This is a genomic window from Streptomyces sp. NBC_00029, assembly GCF_045160505.1.
Lineage (GTDB): Bacteria > Actinomycetota > Actinomycetes > Streptomycetales > Streptomycetaceae > Streptomyces.
In genome coordinates this window covers 67,105-82,553 of record NZ_CP108292.1, presented here as the reverse complement: position 1 = coordinate 82,553, position 15,449 = coordinate 67,105, and the positions used below count along the sequence as shown (strand labels likewise).

The window sequence follows — 15,449 nt, the reverse complement described above, 5'->3', positions numbered from 1 at the left end:
ACCTCAGGCGTGCGCAGGGCCAGGCGTGTCCAGCGTCAGGCGGTGTGCAGGGTCAGGCCGTAGCGGCCGAGGATCTCGTTGATCGGCTGGAACCACGTCTGGCCGCCGGACGAGCAGTTGCCCCAGCCGCCGGAGGTGACGCCCTGGGCCTGGTCCCCGCTGAGGAACGAGCCGCCGGAGTCGCCTCCCTCGGCGCACACGCTGGTCTTCGTCATCTGGTGGACGGCGCCCTGGCTGTAGTTGACGGTCTCGTTCTTGGCGAGGACGGTGCCGCAGCGCCAGTGTGTCGTGGACCCCGACCGGCAGATCGAGGCGCCCACAGGTGCCTCGGCGGAGCCGCGTACCAGCTGGTCCGGGATGGTGCCCCAGCCGAGCACCACCGGTACGGTCCACCAGCCGCTGTGGATGCCGACGTACGCGTAGTCGTTGCCGGGGAACGAGGATCCCCGGAAGGTGCCCATCGCGGATCCGTCCCAGCCGCGCACGGCGGCCCCCGCCTGCCCGCAGTGCCCAGCCGTCACGAAGCCGCCGTACACGGAGAAGCCGATCGAACAGCGGACGTTGCCGGTGTAGTACGGGTCGCCGCCGACGGTGCCCGCGGCGTAGGTACGGGGCGCCTGCGCCGTCTCGGCGACGGTGACGGGGCCGCCGGCCCGGGCCCGGTCGACGAACGCCCGTACGGCGGGGGTTTCCCGCTCGGTACGTACGACCGTGACGACGACGCTGTTGGTCCGCGGGTCGACGTGCCAGCCGGCCACCCCGGTGGGGGCGCGCAGCGTGTCCAGGCGCGCTTTGGCGCGGTCCAGCGCGGCGGCGCTGTGCCGGACGAGGCGGGTGTCGGCGCCCAGTGCCCGCGCCTCGGACTCCTTCGCGCGGTCGGTCACCGCGACGACGAGCCGGCCGGTGGAAGGCTCGTACCACGAGCCGCCGTACGCACCCCCCGCGGCCTGCCGTGCGGCCTTCTCCACGGCCGCGGCGGCCTTTTCTGCGCTCAGCCGTTCCTCGGCCTGGGAAGCGGTGAGCCCGAGGTCCCGGCGCATCGCGTCGAGCAGTCCGGCCGAGGCGGACGGCGCTGCGGCGGACGATGCCGCGGCGGCCTCCGGAAGCGGGGCGGCGCTCGCCGCGCCGGCGTGGGCGGCGCCCAGGCCGACGGTCAGGAGCAGGGCGGCGACGGCGGCGCGTAAGGGGGTGGTGTGTTTCACGAGACCTCCTGGTGTGGGGGATTGAACGCTTGAGAGCGCTCTCAGAGAGTGTCGGGCGCTACGCTAGCCGACCCCATTTGTCAGGTCCATACCAAGTTCTGGTTCCGCCGCGGCGGGACCCGCGGGACCACTCGGTCACCGAGGACTGTCCCGGGCGCCGAGGGCCGACTTCGTCACCGGCCTGACCGACGTCGCGGTCGCGGTTGGGGTCCGGGGCCGCGCCGCGATCGCCCTCGGCCACGAAGGCACCGCCCTGCCGATCGCCGACGTCTTCGCCGGCCGGGCCATCGCCCTCAGCGGCAACCAGCCGTCCCTCGGTCTCCTGAACGCGGTGTTCGGCAAGGCCTACACGGCAGCCCTGCGCGGCGACCACCCCACCACCCGCCGGCTCCTCGCCGAAGGCCGGCGCACCCTTTTTCGCTGGTGGGGCACTGTTCTTGAGGGAGCGTCACCCATGTCTTCTGCTTCTTCCTCCGTACGCCGCATCGCCGCCATCGTCCTGGCGGCCGGCGCGATCGTCTCGGCCGCGGCGCTCCCGGCGGCCGCCGCGGACGGTGATGACCGTCACCACCAGCAGCGGCCGCGGGTGGAGATCAGCCGGGTCCAGGCCGACAGCCCCGGACGCGACGACCGCTCCAACCGTTCCCTGAACGGCGAGTGGGTGGAGATCACCAACACCACCCGCACCGACCTCTTCCAGGACCGCCGCGACTACGTCTGGGACAACCGCTCCGACACCGCCACCCTGCGCGACGACCGCGGCCGCACCGTCGACAGCGAAACCTGGGGCCGCCGCCGCTAGGTCGTCTCTTTTGGATCTTGTCGGCCGAGCCCGCGTCGTCCGGTGCCGTGCATCGCAAGGCGGAGGAGTGCCGTTGTACTGGACGTACTGCGGTGCTCCGACAACGCGGCGAGGTGCGGTGCCGGGCGACGCGGGCCTGGGGGCACCTCCCACCGGTAGCTGGGGGAGCAAGATCCGAAAGAGACGACCTAACCCCTCGTCACCCGCCGGGTCCCCCGCACCATGCCGGGGATCCTGCGTGACGGGGCCGCACGGGCCGTCGCCTCACCGGGCGGCGGCCCGCACTGCTGGCCGAGCTGCGGCACCGAAGGCGGATGCCGGTGGTGGCGGTGGCCATGGGGAGATGAGCGCCGGTATCGCTCCCGGGGGCCCGCTTGCCCGTGCCGGTTCGCTGCGAGGGCGGCGGCTCCGGGAGGGGGCGTTCAGTCGAGAACCGCGAGGTGGCCGGCGGCGCCTCCGCGCCATTCGATCATGAAGAGGGTGGCGTCGTCGCTGGTGTGTCCGCCTCGTGCGCTCTTCAGCGTGTGGGAGAGCCGGCGCAGATCTGCCCGCATCCCCTCCGACGGGTTTTCCCCGAGGCGGTTGACGCAGCGGATGAGGCGTTCCTCGCCGAACTGCTCCCCGCCGGCGACGTGTTCTTCGATGATTCCGTCGGTGTAGCAGAGCACGCGGTCGCCCTGCTGGAGGGTGTGCTCTGTGATCCGGGGCTCCTCGCCGCCGAAGCCGACGGGCAGCGTCGTCGCGCTGTCCAGCTGCCGCAGGACCTTGCCGTCGCGGATGAGCAGGGGCGCGGGGTGGCCCGCGTTGACCAGCTCCAGCTCGCCGGTGGTGATGTTCAGGTGCATCAGCTGGGCGGTGACGAAGTGGTCGGGGCCGAACTGCCCGGAGATCGCGTCGTCCATGTACGTGTACTTCTCGGCCAGGCTGACGAACACGCGCCGGGCATGCCGGTAGGCGCCGATCGCGACGGTCGCCATCACGGCGGCGTTCAGGCCATGGCCCATCGCGTCGATCACGGCCACATGCAGGATGTTGTCGTTGAGGGCGTAGTCGAAGCTGTCACCGGCGACGCGGTAGGCGGGCTCCAGCATGCCGGCCACCGCGACCTGAGGCACGGTCATCGTCAGCGGCGGCAGCAGGCCCCACTGGATCTCCGCGGACACGCTCATCGGCTCCCGGCGCCGGGCCAGGAAGAACTGGTCGGTGTAGGCGTTCTTGGTGACCAGCAGATCAGCGACCAGACCGGCGAGCCGGCGCAGCAGCCGCCGGTCGTCCTCGCCGACATCGTCCAGGGTGAGGACCATCACGCCCACCGTGTCACTGCCGTCCAGCAGCGGCAGGTACATCCGCACGCCGCCGCGGGCTTGCGGCACCTCGACAACCTCCCCGCGCAGGAAGGCCCGGCCGGCGGGAGAGTCGATCACCGGCTGGGGCTGGCTGACGTGCAGCTTCCTGCCCGGAAGCGGCACCAGCAGTTCCTGCGCGTAGTCCTGGAGCAGGATGGAGACGTCACGACCTCCGAACCTACCCACCTCCTCAGCGATCAGAGGGGCGATCAGCTGCGGCGGCAGATGCGGCGCCCGGTCCAGCAGCAGGCCGAGCAGCCGCTCACCGAAACCCTCCGACCGGTCCACGCTCGCCTCGTCCATGGCCCGCCTCGCCACCTCGTACGTACCCGCCCACGCCGGTCACCGCCTCGGCACACCGTGCCCCGGGATAGGGCCGGAGCGGCTCATTGCGCCATGCGCGGCATGTCGGCTCACGCCGAACGCGGGGAAGAGCCCTGCACCGTCCTCTCTCGCTGCGGTCTCTGGAAGAGCAGTCCCACAGGGCGAAGGGAGCGAAAGGAGCCGGCAAGCATGCCCCTGCGGCATTGATCGTCAGGCGAGTGCCCCGGTTTCGATGGGTGTCAGGAGCGAGTGCCGGCCTCGCTCCGCTTCATGTAGCCGTCAGGAGGACACCCCGCGTCCGGGTCCTCTGTAGGGCACATGCTGGGATCCTCTGTATCGCCGAAGTCCCCGTAGAGGTAGACCCAAACCGTGCACGTCGGATCCTCGGTGAAGGACAGCCGAAGATCATTGCCGTGTGTGGCGGTCGCGTCGGGGATGTTGAGGCCGTCGCCTTCGGGGCTGGCGTAGAAGGCCCATCGGCCGTTGGACAGCTTCTCGGGGTGGGCGCAGTCAGCCATCGCTTTGACCTTGTCGAATCCCGTTCCAGTGAAGGTGTGTTCCTCCGAGAAGGTCAGGGACGTCCCTGCTGGGCTGGTCCACGTCCCTACCAGCTGCTCCTGCGGAATGTCCGCCGCGTGGATGGCTGCGCCGTACCCGCAAGACGCTGTGAGAACTACCCCAGTCACCGCAAGAACCATCGCCCGCCATCCACGCATGTCCGCCGACCTCTCCCCAGAGATTGGATGTCCGGCCTGTGGCCGCACCTCAGCATATTTGAACATGCTCAAAAAATGCGGCTTCCCTCGGGGTAGCCGCAAGCGACACCTCCCAAACCGGCCGTACGGCGCGGCTTCGACCGGTGGTCAGCGCGGCGGGGCGGTCGGACGGGCTTCGAGGTAAGCCGGTCCAGTCGGTGGAGGCGCGTCGTCGCCAGTGGGCGGCGGTGACGGGGTGGAGGCCGAGCATCGGCCCGAGGTCCGCTGGGGGCAGGTCCTGGGCCAGGGCGACGAGGGCGGTGGCGCGGGCGGGCCGATCGGGGATGTGGTGGGCGGCCAGACGGCGGCCGATGACGGTGGCGGCCTCGGACGCGCAGGTAGTCGACGGTTCGCGGGGCGGCCCGGCCGTCCCCCGCCGTGGCGTCAAGGTCGAGGTGGGTGAGCGGCCGGCCCGTGGCTATGAGGTCGGCGAGCAGACGCGCGGAGCGGGAGTTGCGTAGCCAGTTCAGGACGGTGCCGGGTTCAGGGCACTCGATCAGAGCTGCCCGCATGTGCGCGTACGCACCGCAGCCGTCGTCCGGGACGGTGGAGAACAGCGTGCCAAGACGGTCGCGCACCGCGCATCGGTCGCAGACCCCTTTTACCTGGTAGGAGCGAGGCTCGGCGCAGAAGTACGCCTCGACGTCCTCCGGCGTCCAGTCTGCGGATACGTGCCCGTGAACTCGCCGAACCGACGTACCGGGCTCACGCGATCCACGAGCGTCTTCGTTGCCAGCAGCCGGCTCCGCTGCTGGTCCTGCCACCCGCGCAGCATGGCGTCGAACATGGCGGGCTCCGGGTCCAGCGCACGGACGTTGCCTGCACGGACCAGCCGGATCGCACCCGGCACATCTGCCACACCCACCCCACACCTCCGACGGTTGCACCTCATGCAACATCGGGCGCCGGATGCTCCACCCCAGGTCCAGAACCCCACCCCTCACCTGGGCGAGTGACACCCCCGTTCTCAGACCGCACCGCGCAGCCTGCGGAAGCGGCGGAATGATGCGGCCAGCCCGACTCCGCCTCCTTCGAGTCCTGCGCTTCGGCCAGGGGCACCATGTGGTCGATGTCCGGCGCGGTGGCGGAGGTGACGTCTGCTCGTCGTCGTACGACCACCGGCCGCGCCCGGTCAGTGTGCACCGCGGGCCGACCGCCGGCGGTTCGACGGCTTCGGCGATCAGGTCCTCGCGGCGGGTGTCGCAGCCGTCGGTGCGGTTCTCGCCGGCCTTCCGGAGCCTGCCGCTGTGGAACGTGGCCCGGATGTCCTGAGAGCGGTCACCCGATGCGGGCACCTTCGCCAACGCGTGCGTCGGCGAAAGTGTCGGCGCGTTCGTCGGCGCCTTCGTCGAAGCCCTTGCGGAGCAGCCGGACGGCCAGGGTCACCTCCCAGGCGAACACGGGCAGGGCGGCCAGCGACCCCGCCACCGAGACCTGCTCGTAGATCCCGAACAGCACGGCCGTCGCCGAGGCGCAGATCATCGCCCCGCCGACCAGCCCGAGGGCCGCGATGTACCGCGGCACGAGCCGCGCGCTGTACATCAGGGCCGCCAGCACCAGGGTGTTGGCGCCCAGCACGAAGTTCGGACCGAACAGGAACGTCCAGTCGTGAAAGGCCACCAGAGCACGGCCGACCGTGACCAGGGAAGCGTCGTCGGCGCCCGCCGCGCCCTCGGCCTGCCTCCTGAGGGTCACGACCGACAGCACGCCGATGATGCCCATGACGATGACGGCGGCCTCCAGCAGGCGGCCGCAGACGTAGCCGACGGCGGCCCCTCCGTTCCGTTTCCGCAGGACGGGATACAGCACGGCCCCGGTGCCCGTGACCGCCAGGACGAGTACGAATTCGCACAACGCCCCCAGGAACACGCGGGTGTCGGCGCCGGGTCCTATGACATACCCGGCGTCGTGCAGGACGGGGCGGTAGAGCGCGAGGCCACCGATCGCGGCGACCTCGGTGACGAGGAACAGCACTCCCGCGACGACCGCGGTTCTCCTGGTTGAGCTCATGCGGAACAGACCCCCCTCAAAAGGTGTACGGCGTACACCTTGCAGCTGCCGCCCACCCTAGGTGTACGCCGTACACTCGTCAAGGCGGGATGCACCCGCGCCGCCGTCCCGGGAACGGATCGAGGGAGAAGCCCACATGCCCGAGCAGCCGCAGGAACCACGCCGGATCCCCTTGAGCCGGGACCGGGTGCTGCGCGCCGCCGTCGCCTTCGCCGACGGCTCCGGCATCGAGGCGCTGAGCATGCGCCGGCTCGCCCAGGAGCTGGGCGTCGTACCGATGGCGCTCTACAAGCACGTGGCCAACAAGGAGGAGTTGCTGGACGGCATGGTGGAGGTCGTCGTCGCCGGGATCGGGGGCCGGGCCCCCGGATCCGACTGGAAGAGCGCGGTCCGCGGGCGGATCCTCGGCGCGCGCGGCGCCCTCCTCGCCCATACCTGGGCGGCCCAGGTGATCCGTTCACGCACCGGCCCGACCCCGGCCGTACTCGCCTACCTGGACTCCGTGATCGCGATGTTCCGGGCCGGCGGCTTCTCCCTCGACCTCACCCACCACGTGATGCACGCCCTCGGCAGCCGGGTGCTGGGCTTCACCGAGGAGCTGTTCGACGACCCGGCGAGCACCGCACCGCAGGACGAGCGGGCGCAGGCGGCCGCGTACGAGGAGATGGCCCGGCGCTACCCCCACGTCACCGAACTGGCCCGGTCGGTGGCCCACGACCGGGGTTCCGTCATCGGCACGGGCTGCGACGACGGGTTCGAGTTCGAATTCGCGCTGGACCTCCTCCTCGAGGGATTCGCACGTCTCCACGCGCAGGGCTGGAGGTCGGCCCCTTAGATCTGGGCCAGCTCGCGCACCGTGGCCATGTCGCTGAAGGGGAGCAGCTTTTCGCCGACGATCTGGTGCGGTTCGCTGCCCTTGCCGGCGATCAGGACCGTGTCGTCGGGGCCCGCCTCGGACAGGGCGAAGGCGATTGCCCGGCGGCGGTCGGTATAGCGCCGGAAGGGGGTGCCGGTCGCCGTGAGGCCGGGGGCCACCTGGTCCAGGATGGCCTCGGGGTCCTCGTTGCGGGGGTTGTCCGAGGTCAGGACGCAGAGGTCGGAATGGGTCCCGGCGATCCGGCCCATCTCGACCCGCTTGGAGGTGTCGCGGTCCCCGCCGCAGCCGAAGACCGTGATCACCCGGGCGCGGGCGAAGCCCCTGATGGTGGTGAGGACCTTGTCCAGGGAGTCCGGCGAGTGGGCATAGTCCACGATCACCGACGTGCCCAGCGGGGTCCGGAAGCGTTCCAGCCGGCCCGGGACCGGCGGCATGCGGTCGAGCGCGTCGACCAGGGCGCCCAGCTCGTGCCCCAGCACGTGGCAGGCCGCCACGGTGGCCAGCGCATTGGCCACCGAGAAGCGGCCGGGGACGGGAATCGAGGCCGGGTAGGCGCGTCCGTCGTGATGGAGGGTGAACCGCGTGCCCGAGGCAGTCACCACGAGGTCGGTGGCCCGGTAGTCGGCCGGACGGTCCAGGGCGTACGTGGTCACCGCCCCCGGCATCATCGACACGATGCCCGCGCCCACCGGGTCGTCGGCATTGACCACCGCACGCCGGCACAGGCCCTGGAAGAGCCGCAGCTTGGCGTCCCGGTAGTTCGCCATCGTCCCGTGGTCGTCCAGATGGTCCTGCGTGAGGTTGGTGAAGACCCCGACGTCGATGAACGTCCGGTCGACCCGGTGCGTCAGCAGTGCCATCGAGGTGGCTTCCAGCACCACGCCGGCGGCCCCGCGGTCGCGCATGTACCCCAGCAGGTACTGCAGGTCGGGAGATTCCGGTGTGGTCAGCACCGATGGCGGCATGGGGATCGGCTCGTCGCCGATCCTGCTTCCGGCGGTTCCGATCACCCCCACGCTGGAGCCCTCGGCGATCCGCAGAACGGACTCGACCATGTACGAGATGGAGGTCTTCCCGTTGGTGCCGGTGATCGCCACCATGTCCATGTGCCGCCCAGGCTCGCCGAAGTAGCGGGAGCTCACCACCGCGGCGGCCGTACGCGTGTCGGGTACCCGGACGGTACAGGTGCCTGGGGGCCATGCCGCGGCCGGCAGGTCGGGTTCACGGCCGTCGACGAGCACGGCGGCGGCGCCCCGGGCCAGCGCGGGCGAGACGGCGCCGGGGCCGCCTTCCCGGTGCCCGGGTACGGCGATGAAGAGCGAGCCCGGCATCACCCGGTCGGCGTCGAAGGTGGTTCCCGCGGTGATCAGCGTCGTGTCCGGATCACCCTGGAGAACGTGGTGCTCCTGCTCGGCCAGCAATGCGCTCAGCTTCACAATGATCCCTTCGAGGGGGCTCGGGCCCGGGCGTGCGGCCGTAGCCAGGCGGCAGCGCCGGCGGCATGCCGGGAAGCTGCTGTGGTGATGTGGAGCGGGGGAGGGCGCAGGCGCGAAGCGCTAGCCGTGGCCGTGCAGGGCCGTACGGCGCGTCTTGGGCGCCACGGCGAGGGCCGTGCCGGCCGGGTCGACGAGGGCCGCAACCCCGGCGGCCGGGCGCATCCCGAAGGCGGCCTGCTGCAGGCACTGCCTCGAGGAACGTGTGCGACCCATGGGCCGAGTGTACGGCCCGCCGGGCGGCCCGGGGATCGCCGCCGGCTCGGCCGACAGGATCCGGAAGGGAAGGCGCGATCGACGGCATCGAGCTGCTGCCCCTGCCCTACGTTGAGCGCCGCCGACGCCTGGAGGTCCTTTCGCGGCCCGCGCACCGGCCGCCCCGTGGACCCTGTGCCCCATGACTACGGACCCGGCCAAGGCCAGGGAGTGGCTGGAGGACTGGACGGACGTCTCCGGGGGCGAGGGCCTGTCGTGGATACGGTTCGGAGTCCCACTGACCGCTGTGTGGCCGTCATGGTGAAGCCTGCTGCGGTGATTTCTGAGCCGGCCAACACGCGGGCCGGTTGAATTCAGCAGGACGCTGGTGCTGGCCTGGGCCTAGGCCTGCGAGCGGCAGAAGGGCACCGGCTGGGAAACCGCTCCGCCCGGCCCCCCCCCGCCGCCGGGTCGGGGCGAGGCCCGGACCAGCCCTGACCACGCGCCCTGTCGGTGCCCGACGCGGACCATGCCTGGCACCGGACTGTCTGCCTGGGTCATGCCCCCAGATCCTCCGTCACGGGCAGGCATTCGGCGAGCAGGCCGACGACGTCGCGCCAGGCTCGTTGTGCGTGCTGTGGGTGGTGGCCGACGCCGGGGACCGTGGGGTGGTCGACCGGCGGGTGGTGGAAGGCGTGCAGGGCGCCGCCGTAGACCGTGAGGCGCCAGTCGATGCCCGCGGCCTGCATCTCGGCGGTGAACGCGTCCCGTTGCGCGGGCGGCATGATCGGGTCTTCCGACCCGACCCCGGCCCACACCGGGCAGCGGATGCGCGCCGCCTCGCCGGGCCGGCCCGTGGTCAGCGCGTTGACTGTCCCGATCGCGCGCAGGCTGACGCCGCCGCGCCCGAGTTCCAGCCCGATGGCGCCCCCGGTGCCGTAACCGACGGCGGCGATCCGGTCGGGGTCGGTCCGCGGTTCGGTGCGCAGCACGTCGAGCGCCGCATGGCCGATGCCCCGCATCCGGTCGGGATCAGCGAGCAGCGGCAGGCAACGGGCCAGCATCTCCTCGGGGTCGCCCAAATAGCGCCCGCCGTGAAGATCGAAGGCCAGTGCTACGTATCCCAGCTCGGCGAGAGCATCGGCCCGGCGCCGCTCGACGTCGCTGAGCCCCATGCCCTCTGGTCCGAGCAGCACCGCGGGCCGGCGGTCGACACCGGCCGGGAGCGCGAGGTGCCCGGTCATCGTCAAACCGTCCGCCGGGTACTCGACCGTGCGCGTCGTAATCGTCGTCATGAGACTGGACCGTAGTGATCATCGAGTCCGGTCCGTCCGGTGTTCTGCCGCTGGCGGAACAGCGTGGGTGTCCCTCTGGAATACGGGGCCGGGCTCAGGGCTTCAAGATCATCCCATTGCCCCTCTGGCACGTATCCCGGTCACACCACGGCGTCAGGCGTCGGCCCGCGGGCCCCTTGGGGCGGGGAAGACTTCCTCGCCCCAAGGGGCGAGGCCGCGGGCGGCGGGCCCCCTTTGGGGAATCACGCGCCCGGCGGGCGCGCGTCCAAGCCTGCGGGCATGGTCCGGAACTGGTCGTGCGATACGCGACGAACGTGGAGCCGCCCCTGCGTTCGTGGTGGTCCGGCCGCCTCCGTCGGCGGGGGATTGTCCTGTGACCACCCCGCCGCCGGCGGACGCCGAGCGGCCGAAGGCCGGCGAGAGCGCCCGGATCCGCGGCTTCGAGGACGCCGTCCACGAGCCGCATTGAACGTGTTCAGAAAATCTGACAGCATGAGCTCCGCAAGGGCCTGCCGGACCGGCGGCTGACGTGAATCCGTCTGCCTTCGGCACGAGTTGGCCATGAGATCCGGAGGTCGGCACGACATGATCATCGCCTTGCTCGTTTTCTTGTTCCTGGGCCTGATAGTGGCCGTCGCGCCGGGTCTGCTCGTCGGGTATGTCTTCGTCGCGGTGAGCGGCAAGCTGCCGCTCACCGCGAGGGTCTTGTTGCTGGTGGTCCTGGCGATGGGTGCGGCGGCGCTGTGGCTCGGACTGGGGGAACCCGCCAACGTCCTGCTGCCGCTGGCCATGTTGGTGTCGTTCCTCGCGACCCTCGCCTCGGGAGCCGCGTTTCTCGGGCTCGAAGCCCGCAAGCGGCGTGCACCCCGCTACCCCGCCCCGACGTGGCAGAGCTGGTAGCCGACCGCCCCCCGTTTCCGTACAAGGAGGGGCCGGGCCGGCTGAGGCCGCCGGGTGAGCGGACGGCGGGGCCGGCCGGTGTTGAGGCCCTGCCGGGGTCCTGGTGCGCGGGTGGCGGCCGGGCAGGCTAGTTTGCTCGGATGAGTCTCCTTGATGATGTGGCCGAGCGCGACGGCTGGCGGTGCTGGGTGTGTGACGAACCGGTCGACCCCGACGAGTCGGTGAACGACCCGCGGGGGCCCAGCGTCGACAGCCGGACCGCCGACCGGAAGGCCAAGGTGGCCGAGCGGCTCGCGCACCGCGGGTGCAACACCCGCAAGGGTGCGGTCAAGGTGGTCATCGCCTGGCCGGAGCGCCTGTATGTAGTCGAACCCGCACCGCTGATCGCCGTCGCCGAGAGGCTGGAGCGCAAGGGTGGCCGCGAGATGGTGGGCCGTTGCCCGACCAGGAAGGACGCCCAAGAGGCGGCGGATTGGCTGGTGGACCGGTTCTCCCGACTGGTACCGGGAATGCCGGTGACCGCCGACATCCAGGCGGGCGGTGGCCAGTTCCTCGTCATCCTGGCCACCGGCCGCCGCTGATCGGGTCACAGGACAGGTTGTCCGATCAGGTCAACGCCCGGTACGGGACTGCCCTGACGCGGGAGTACGCCTCCCGGTGGGAGCAGGGCGCGCTCACGCCGGGCTCCTACCCTGTGGTGCCCCGAGCACGGGGGCGAGGTCACCCCGGTGCTGGAGTGGCACGCGGGCGGCGGCCTGCGCTGCGCGCAGCTCGCGCGCGGATCCTGCGGTCAGGCGCATGAACCGTTCACGATGGCCGGGCTCCGGGCCGCACAGCGGCGTCGGAGGTATGTCTGGGCGGCGGTCGGCCACAGCAGCCGACCGCCACGCGGTGTCCACGCCGGCAGGCCGACAGCTCGCGGCGCCCCGTCGCGCCCCTGCGGTTTTCCGCAGGGGCGCCGGGCGGGAACGCGCATACCGGCCGTGAGCTGCGCTTCCTAGGTTGGGGAGGGTCGTCCGGCGGGTCCGCCGGGGGACCTTCCCCTGAGACCTGGAGGGCTCATGACGCCGTTCTCGACCACTCTCGCCCAGGAGCCGGCCGGCGGCATCGCCGGCTGGGCGGCCGGCCTCGTCGACACGCTCGGCGGGCCGGGCGCGGGCCTCGCCATCGCCCTGGAGAATCTGTTCCCGCCGCTGCCGAGCGAGGTGATCCTGCCGCTGACCGGCTTCGCCGCCGGGCAGGGCGTGCTGAGCCTCACCTCCGCCCTGTTCTGGACGACGCTGGGTTCGGTGGTGGGCGCGCTGGCCCTGTACGGGTTCGGGGCGCTCTTCGGCCGGGAGCGGATGCACGCGCTGTGGGCGCGACTGCCACTGGTGAAGCTCTCGGACCTGGAGCGGACCGAGGCGTGGTTCCGGCGGCACGGCGCGAAGGCGGTGCTCCTGGGCCGGATGGTGCCGATCTTCCGCAGCCTGATCTCGGTGCCGGCCGGGGTGGAGCGGATGCCGGTCCCGCTCTTCCTCCTGCTCACCACCGTGGGCAGCCTGGCCTGGAACAGCGTCCTGGTCCTCGCCGGCTACGCCCTCGGAGACCGTTGGGAACTGGTCGAGTCGTACGTGGGCGTGGCCTCCAAGGCCGTCGTCGTCCTGGTCCTCGCGGCCGGCGCGACCTGGCTGACGGTACGGCTCCGGGCCCGCGGGGCGGCCGCCCGCCACCGGCGCGCATAGGGTGAGGGCGTGAGCGGGGGCGAACGGGGCGGCGCGAGAACGCGGTCGGCGGTCCGGCGGACGGTGGGGGTGCTCGCCGGATGCCTGACGGCGCCGGCCGGCCTGCTGTACCTGCTGCTCGCCGGGGTGCCGCTCGGCGCCTTCCTGCTGTGGCCGCGAACGCGGCCGTACGCCCTCGGGGTCTACGGCTCCGGCGCCCGGCGGCTCGTGGAGGTGGAGCGCAGGCGGCGGACCTGCTTCTTCGGCGACCGGTTCCCTGAGACGTACGGGGGCGAGGGCGTGGTCCGCCATCTGGCGGTCCGGTCCTGGTCGGGGCTCATGTGCGGGGTCGTCCTGGCGCTGCTCGGCTTTGGCCTGGTGCTTGCGGGACTGCTGGCAGGCGGGGTGGTGCGCGGGACCATCGGGACCGCGGAGCTGCTGACGCAGCTGGTCCTCGGGGGCGTCCTGCTGTTCCTCGGCCTCCAGGGACTGTTCGCGCTGACCGCGCTCGACGCCCGGCTGGCCCGGGAGTGCTTCGGGCCGTCCGAGCGGGAGCTGCTGCGGCGCCGGATCGACGAGCTCTCGGTCAGCAGGGCCGCCGTCGTGCGGGCCGTGGATGTGGAGCGGCGGCGGATCGAGCGCGACCTCCACGACGGGGTGCAGCAGCGGCTCGTGGCGCTCGCGATGCTCATCGGGCGGGCACGCCGGGGCGGTGGGCGGGATCCGGAGCGGGCGGCGCAGCTGCTGGGCCAGGCGCACCGGGAGGCCCAGGAGGTGCTGGCCGAACTGCGCGAGGTGGCCTGGCGGGTGTACCCGTCGGCGCTGGACAGCCTCGGCCTGGAGGAGGCGCTCGGCGGGGTGGCGCAGCGGTGCGGGCTGCCGCTGCGGATCTCGTACGAGGTGGCGGCGCCGCTCCCACGCCCGGTGGTGACAGCCGCGTACTTCGTCGTCTCCGAGGCCGTCACCAACGCGGCCAAGCACTCCGCCGCCTCGGCCGTCTCGGTGCGGGTCGCGGGGCCGCCCGGCGGCCCGCTCACCGTGCGGATCGAGGACGACGGCCGGGGCGGCGCGGATCCGGCGGGCAGCGGCCTGACCGGGCTGCGCGGACGGGTCTGCGCGCTCGACGGCGTCCTGCGGATCGACAGCCCCCTCGGGGGCCCCACCACCATCGTCGCGGAGCTGCCGTGCGTGTGATCCTGGCCGAGGACTCGACCCTGCTGCGGGAGGGCCTGGCCCGACTCCTGGTGGAAGAGGGGCACGAGGTCGTCGGGGCGTTCGGCGACGCGGTGACGCTGGTCGCCGAGACGGAGAGGCTCCGCCCCGACGTGGCCGTCGTGGACATCCGGATGCCGCCGACCCACACCGACGAGGGGCTACGGGCGGCCGTCGAGATCCGCGAAGGGCTGCCCGGGACCGGCGTCCTGGTCCTCTCCCAGCACGTCGAGCGGAGCTACGCGGCCCGGCTGCTCGCGGCCGGCGCGGAGCGGGTCGGCTATCTGCTGAAGGATCGGGTGGCGCAGGTCGAGGAGTTCCTCGACGCGCTGGAGCGGATCCACGCGGGCGGCGCGGCGATCGACCCGGAGGTCGTACGGCAGCTGGTGGTGCGCAGCGCGCACGCCGATCCGCTGGCCCGGCTGACCCCGCGCGAGCGGGAGGTGCTCCAGGTGCTCGCGGAGGGGTGCACGAACACGGCCATCGCGCGGCGGCTGCACCTTTCGCTGAGCGCGGTGGAGAAGCACCTCAACTCGGTCTTCGACAAGCTGGAGCTGCGCGGGACCGAGGGCCACAGCCCACGGATCCTCGCGGTGCTGCGGTATCTGGAGGCCTGAGGGCCGTCCCGTATCGGTCCGGGGCGGCGGCAGGCCGGCGCGAGCGGGGCCGTGCTCTTCGCTCGGTGACCGGGCGCGCTCCGGTCGATTGGCCGGGATCGACTCTCGCCGATGGAGTGCCCGCTCCATCGCGGACCTGCGCAAGCCGCGGCCTCACCGTGCGCCGGCCTCGCCCCGCTCGCGCACCGGGCCAGCAGCTCGGCCAGGTCGTGGCCCTCCAGGAACTCCCTCACCATGAACAGCCGGCCGACATCACGCCCGACGTCATGCACCGTGGTGATCCCGGCGTGCCGCAGCCTCGCCCCGATGGTGGCTTCCCGGCGGAAGCGGGCCACGGCCTGGGTGCTGTCGATGTCCTCGCGCAGGACCTTCACCGCTACGGGGCGCTGGAGTTCCTCGTCCAGGCCCTGCCAGACCTCGCCCATGCCGCCCCGGCCGATGCGCTCGACCAGCCGGTACAGGCCGGCCAGACGGTTCCCTGCTTTCCACAAGCACCCCCGCGTGATCACGTCCCCGTGCCCGCGTTCTGCCCGGCCGCCACCTTCCGGTCCGGGGCGGTTGGTCGCGGGGTGTGGCCGGCGCCGTCCGCGGTCGCGCTGTGCCGGTACGGCGCCGAGTGGACCGCGACCAGGCTCCGCCGGGGCCTCGCGGCCGACGAAGCGGAGCACGAGCGGCTGCTCGGCATCGCGGGCCGGCTGCGGCGGCCCCGACGTGGAGT

15 protein-coding genes and 1 pseudogene are annotated in these 15,449 nt (G+C 72.2%); 8 read left to right on the top strand and 8 right to left on the bottom strand.

Features of this window, described 5'->3' with window-relative positions; genetic code table 11:
- Positions 1-35 precede the first annotated feature (35 nt).
- Positions 36-1,202, bottom strand: a complete 1,167-nt coding sequence (locus OG753_RS00375; RefSeq protein WP_405786609.1) for a S1 family peptidase — start codon at positions 1,200-1,202, stop codon at positions 36-38.
- A gap of 454 nt (positions 1,203-1,656) precedes the next feature.
- Here OG753_RS00375 and OG753_RS00370 point away from each other — a divergent pair, with 454 nt between their 5' ends.
- Positions 1,657-2,004, top strand: a complete 348-nt coding sequence (locus OG753_RS00370; RefSeq protein WP_405786608.1) for a lamin tail domain-containing protein — start codon at positions 1,657-1,659, stop codon at positions 2,002-2,004.
- Between the two features lie 422 nt (positions 2,005-2,426).
- Here the strand turns inward: OG753_RS00370 and OG753_RS00365 are convergent, their stop codons facing one another.
- The 3 genes from OG753_RS00365 to OG753_RS00355 form a co-directional block, all read right to left on the bottom strand.
- Positions 2,427-3,653: a PP2C family protein-serine/threonine phosphatase gene (locus OG753_RS00365; protein ID WP_405786607.1), complete on the bottom strand. Its 1,227-nt coding sequence runs from the start codon at positions 3,651-3,653 to the stop codon at positions 2,427-2,429.
- Positions 3,654-3,913: 260 nt separating this feature from the next.
- Positions 3,914-4,456 carry a hypothetical protein gene (locus OG753_RS00360; RefSeq protein ID WP_405786606.1) on the bottom strand — a complete coding sequence of 181 codons (543 nt, stop codon included), beginning with the start codon at positions 4,454-4,456 and terminating at the stop codon, positions 3,914-3,916.
- A gap of 1,251 nt (positions 4,457-5,707) precedes the next feature.
- On the bottom strand, positions 5,708-6,439 hold the full coding sequence (locus OG753_RS00355; RefSeq protein ID WP_405786604.1) for a DUF4386 domain-containing protein: 732 nt from the start codon (positions 6,437-6,439) through the stop codon (positions 5,708-5,710).
- A gap of 136 nt (positions 6,440-6,575) precedes the next feature.
- On the opposite strand from OG753_RS00355, the gene OG753_RS00350 reads away from it, so the two are divergent.
- A complete protein-coding gene (locus OG753_RS00350; protein ID WP_405786603.1) occupies positions 6,576-7,274 on the top strand; it encodes a TetR/AcrR family transcriptional regulator C-terminal domain-containing protein in 699 nt (232 codons plus the stop codon).
- Here the strand turns inward: OG753_RS00350 and OG753_RS00345 are convergent.
- On the bottom strand, positions 7,271-8,752 hold the full coding sequence (locus tag OG753_RS00345; protein ID WP_405786601.1) for a UDP-N-acetylmuramoyl-L-alanyl-D-glutamate--2,6-diaminopimelate ligase: 1,482 nt from the start codon (positions 8,750-8,752) through the stop codon (positions 7,271-7,273). The genes OG753_RS00350 and OG753_RS00345 overlap by 4 nt on opposite strands.
- 120 nt (positions 8,753-8,872) lie before the next feature.
- Positions 8,873-9,025, bottom strand: coding sequence for a hypothetical protein (locus OG753_RS00340; RefSeq protein ID WP_327260068.1), 153 nt, complete (start codon positions 9,023-9,025; stop codon positions 8,873-8,875).
- Positions 9,026-9,206: 181 nt separating this feature from the next.
- Here OG753_RS00340 and OG753_RS00335 point away from each other — a divergent pair, with 181 nt between their 5' ends.
- Positions 9,207-9,329 carry a hypothetical protein gene (locus tag OG753_RS00335; RefSeq protein WP_405786600.1) on the top strand — a complete coding sequence of 41 codons (123 nt, stop codon included), beginning with the start codon at positions 9,207-9,209 and terminating at the stop codon, positions 9,327-9,329.
- A 232-nt stretch (positions 9,330-9,561) separates the two neighbouring features.
- Here the strand turns inward: OG753_RS00335 and OG753_RS00330 are convergent, their stop codons facing one another.
- Positions 9,562-10,299 carry a dienelactone hydrolase family protein gene (locus OG753_RS00330; protein WP_405786599.1) on the bottom strand — a complete coding sequence of 246 codons (738 nt, stop codon included), beginning with the start codon at positions 10,297-10,299 and terminating at the stop codon, positions 9,562-9,564.
- Positions 10,300-10,896: 597 nt separating this feature from the next.
- Here OG753_RS00330 and OG753_RS00325 point away from each other — a divergent pair.
- The 5 genes from OG753_RS00325 (at position 10,897) to OG753_RS00305 (ending at position 14,731) form a co-directional block, all read left to right on the top strand.
- Positions 10,897-11,199, top strand: a complete 303-nt coding sequence (locus OG753_RS00325; RefSeq protein WP_405786598.1) for a hypothetical protein — start codon at positions 10,897-10,899, stop codon at positions 11,197-11,199.
- A gap of 140 nt (positions 11,200-11,339) precedes the next feature.
- Positions 11,340-11,780: a hypothetical protein gene (locus OG753_RS00320; protein WP_215140860.1), complete on the top strand. Its 441-nt coding sequence runs from the start codon at positions 11,340-11,342 to the stop codon at positions 11,778-11,780.
- 480 nt (positions 11,781-12,260) lie between these two features.
- The gene (locus tag OG753_RS00315; RefSeq protein ID WP_405786597.1) at positions 12,261-12,923 is read left to right on the top strand and encodes a DedA family protein; all 663 of its coding nucleotides are present in this window, start codon (positions 12,261-12,263) and stop codon (positions 12,921-12,923) included.
- Positions 12,924-12,932: 9 nt separating this feature from the next.
- Positions 12,933-14,096, top strand: a complete 1,164-nt coding sequence (locus OG753_RS00310) for a sensor histidine kinase (RefSeq protein WP_405786596.1) — start codon at positions 12,933-12,935, stop codon at positions 14,094-14,096.
- Complete coding sequence (locus OG753_RS00305; protein WP_405786595.1) at positions 14,087-14,731, top strand: response regulator; 645 nt, start codon at positions 14,087-14,089, stop codon at positions 14,729-14,731. The genes OG753_RS00310 and OG753_RS00305 overlap by 10 nt, the downstream gene beginning before the upstream one ends.
- A 194-nt stretch (positions 14,732-14,925) precedes the next feature.
- Here the strand turns inward: OG753_RS00305 and OG753_RS00300 are convergent.
- A pseudogene (locus OG753_RS00300) lies at positions 14,926-15,240 on the bottom strand (protein kinase domain-containing protein); the annotation flags it as partial.
- Between the last annotated feature and the right edge of the window lie 209 nt (positions 15,241-15,449).

Coding starts and splice junctions, on each gene's coding strand:
- OG753_RS00370 (WP_405786608.1), top strand. CDS start 1,657: ATGTCTTCTGCTTCTTCCTCCGTACGCCGCATCGCCGCCATCGTCCTG.
- OG753_RS00365 (WP_405786607.1), bottom strand. CDS start 3,653: ATGGACGAGGCGAGCGTGGACCGGTCGGAGGGTTTCGGTGAGCGGCTG.
- OG753_RS00360 (WP_405786606.1), bottom strand. CDS start 4,456: ATGTTCAAATATGCTGAGGTGCGGCCACAGGCCGGACATCCAATCTCT.
- OG753_RS00355 (WP_405786604.1), bottom strand. CDS start 6,439: ATGAGCTCAACCAGGAGAACCGCGGTCGTCGCGGGAGTGCTGTTCCTC.
- OG753_RS00350 (WP_405786603.1), top strand. CDS start 6,576: ATGCCCGAGCAGCCGCAGGAACCACGCCGGATCCCCTTGAGCCGGGAC.
- OG753_RS00340 (WP_327260068.1), bottom strand. CDS start 9,025: ATGGGTCGCACACGTTCCTCGAGGCAGTGCCTGCAGCAGGCCGCCTTC.
- OG753_RS00335 (WP_405786600.1), top strand. CDS start 9,207: ATGACTACGGACCCGGCCAAGGCCAGGGAGTGGCTGGAGGACTGGACG.
- OG753_RS00330 (WP_405786599.1), bottom strand. CDS start 10,299: ATGACGACGATTACGACGCGCACGGTCGAGTACCCGGCGGACGGTTTG.
- OG753_RS00320 (WP_215140860.1), top strand. CDS start 11,340: ATGAGTCTCCTTGATGATGTGGCCGAGCGCGACGGCTGGCGGTGCTGG.
- OG753_RS00315 (WP_405786597.1), top strand. CDS start 12,261: ATGACGCCGTTCTCGACCACTCTCGCCCAGGAGCCGGCCGGCGGCATC.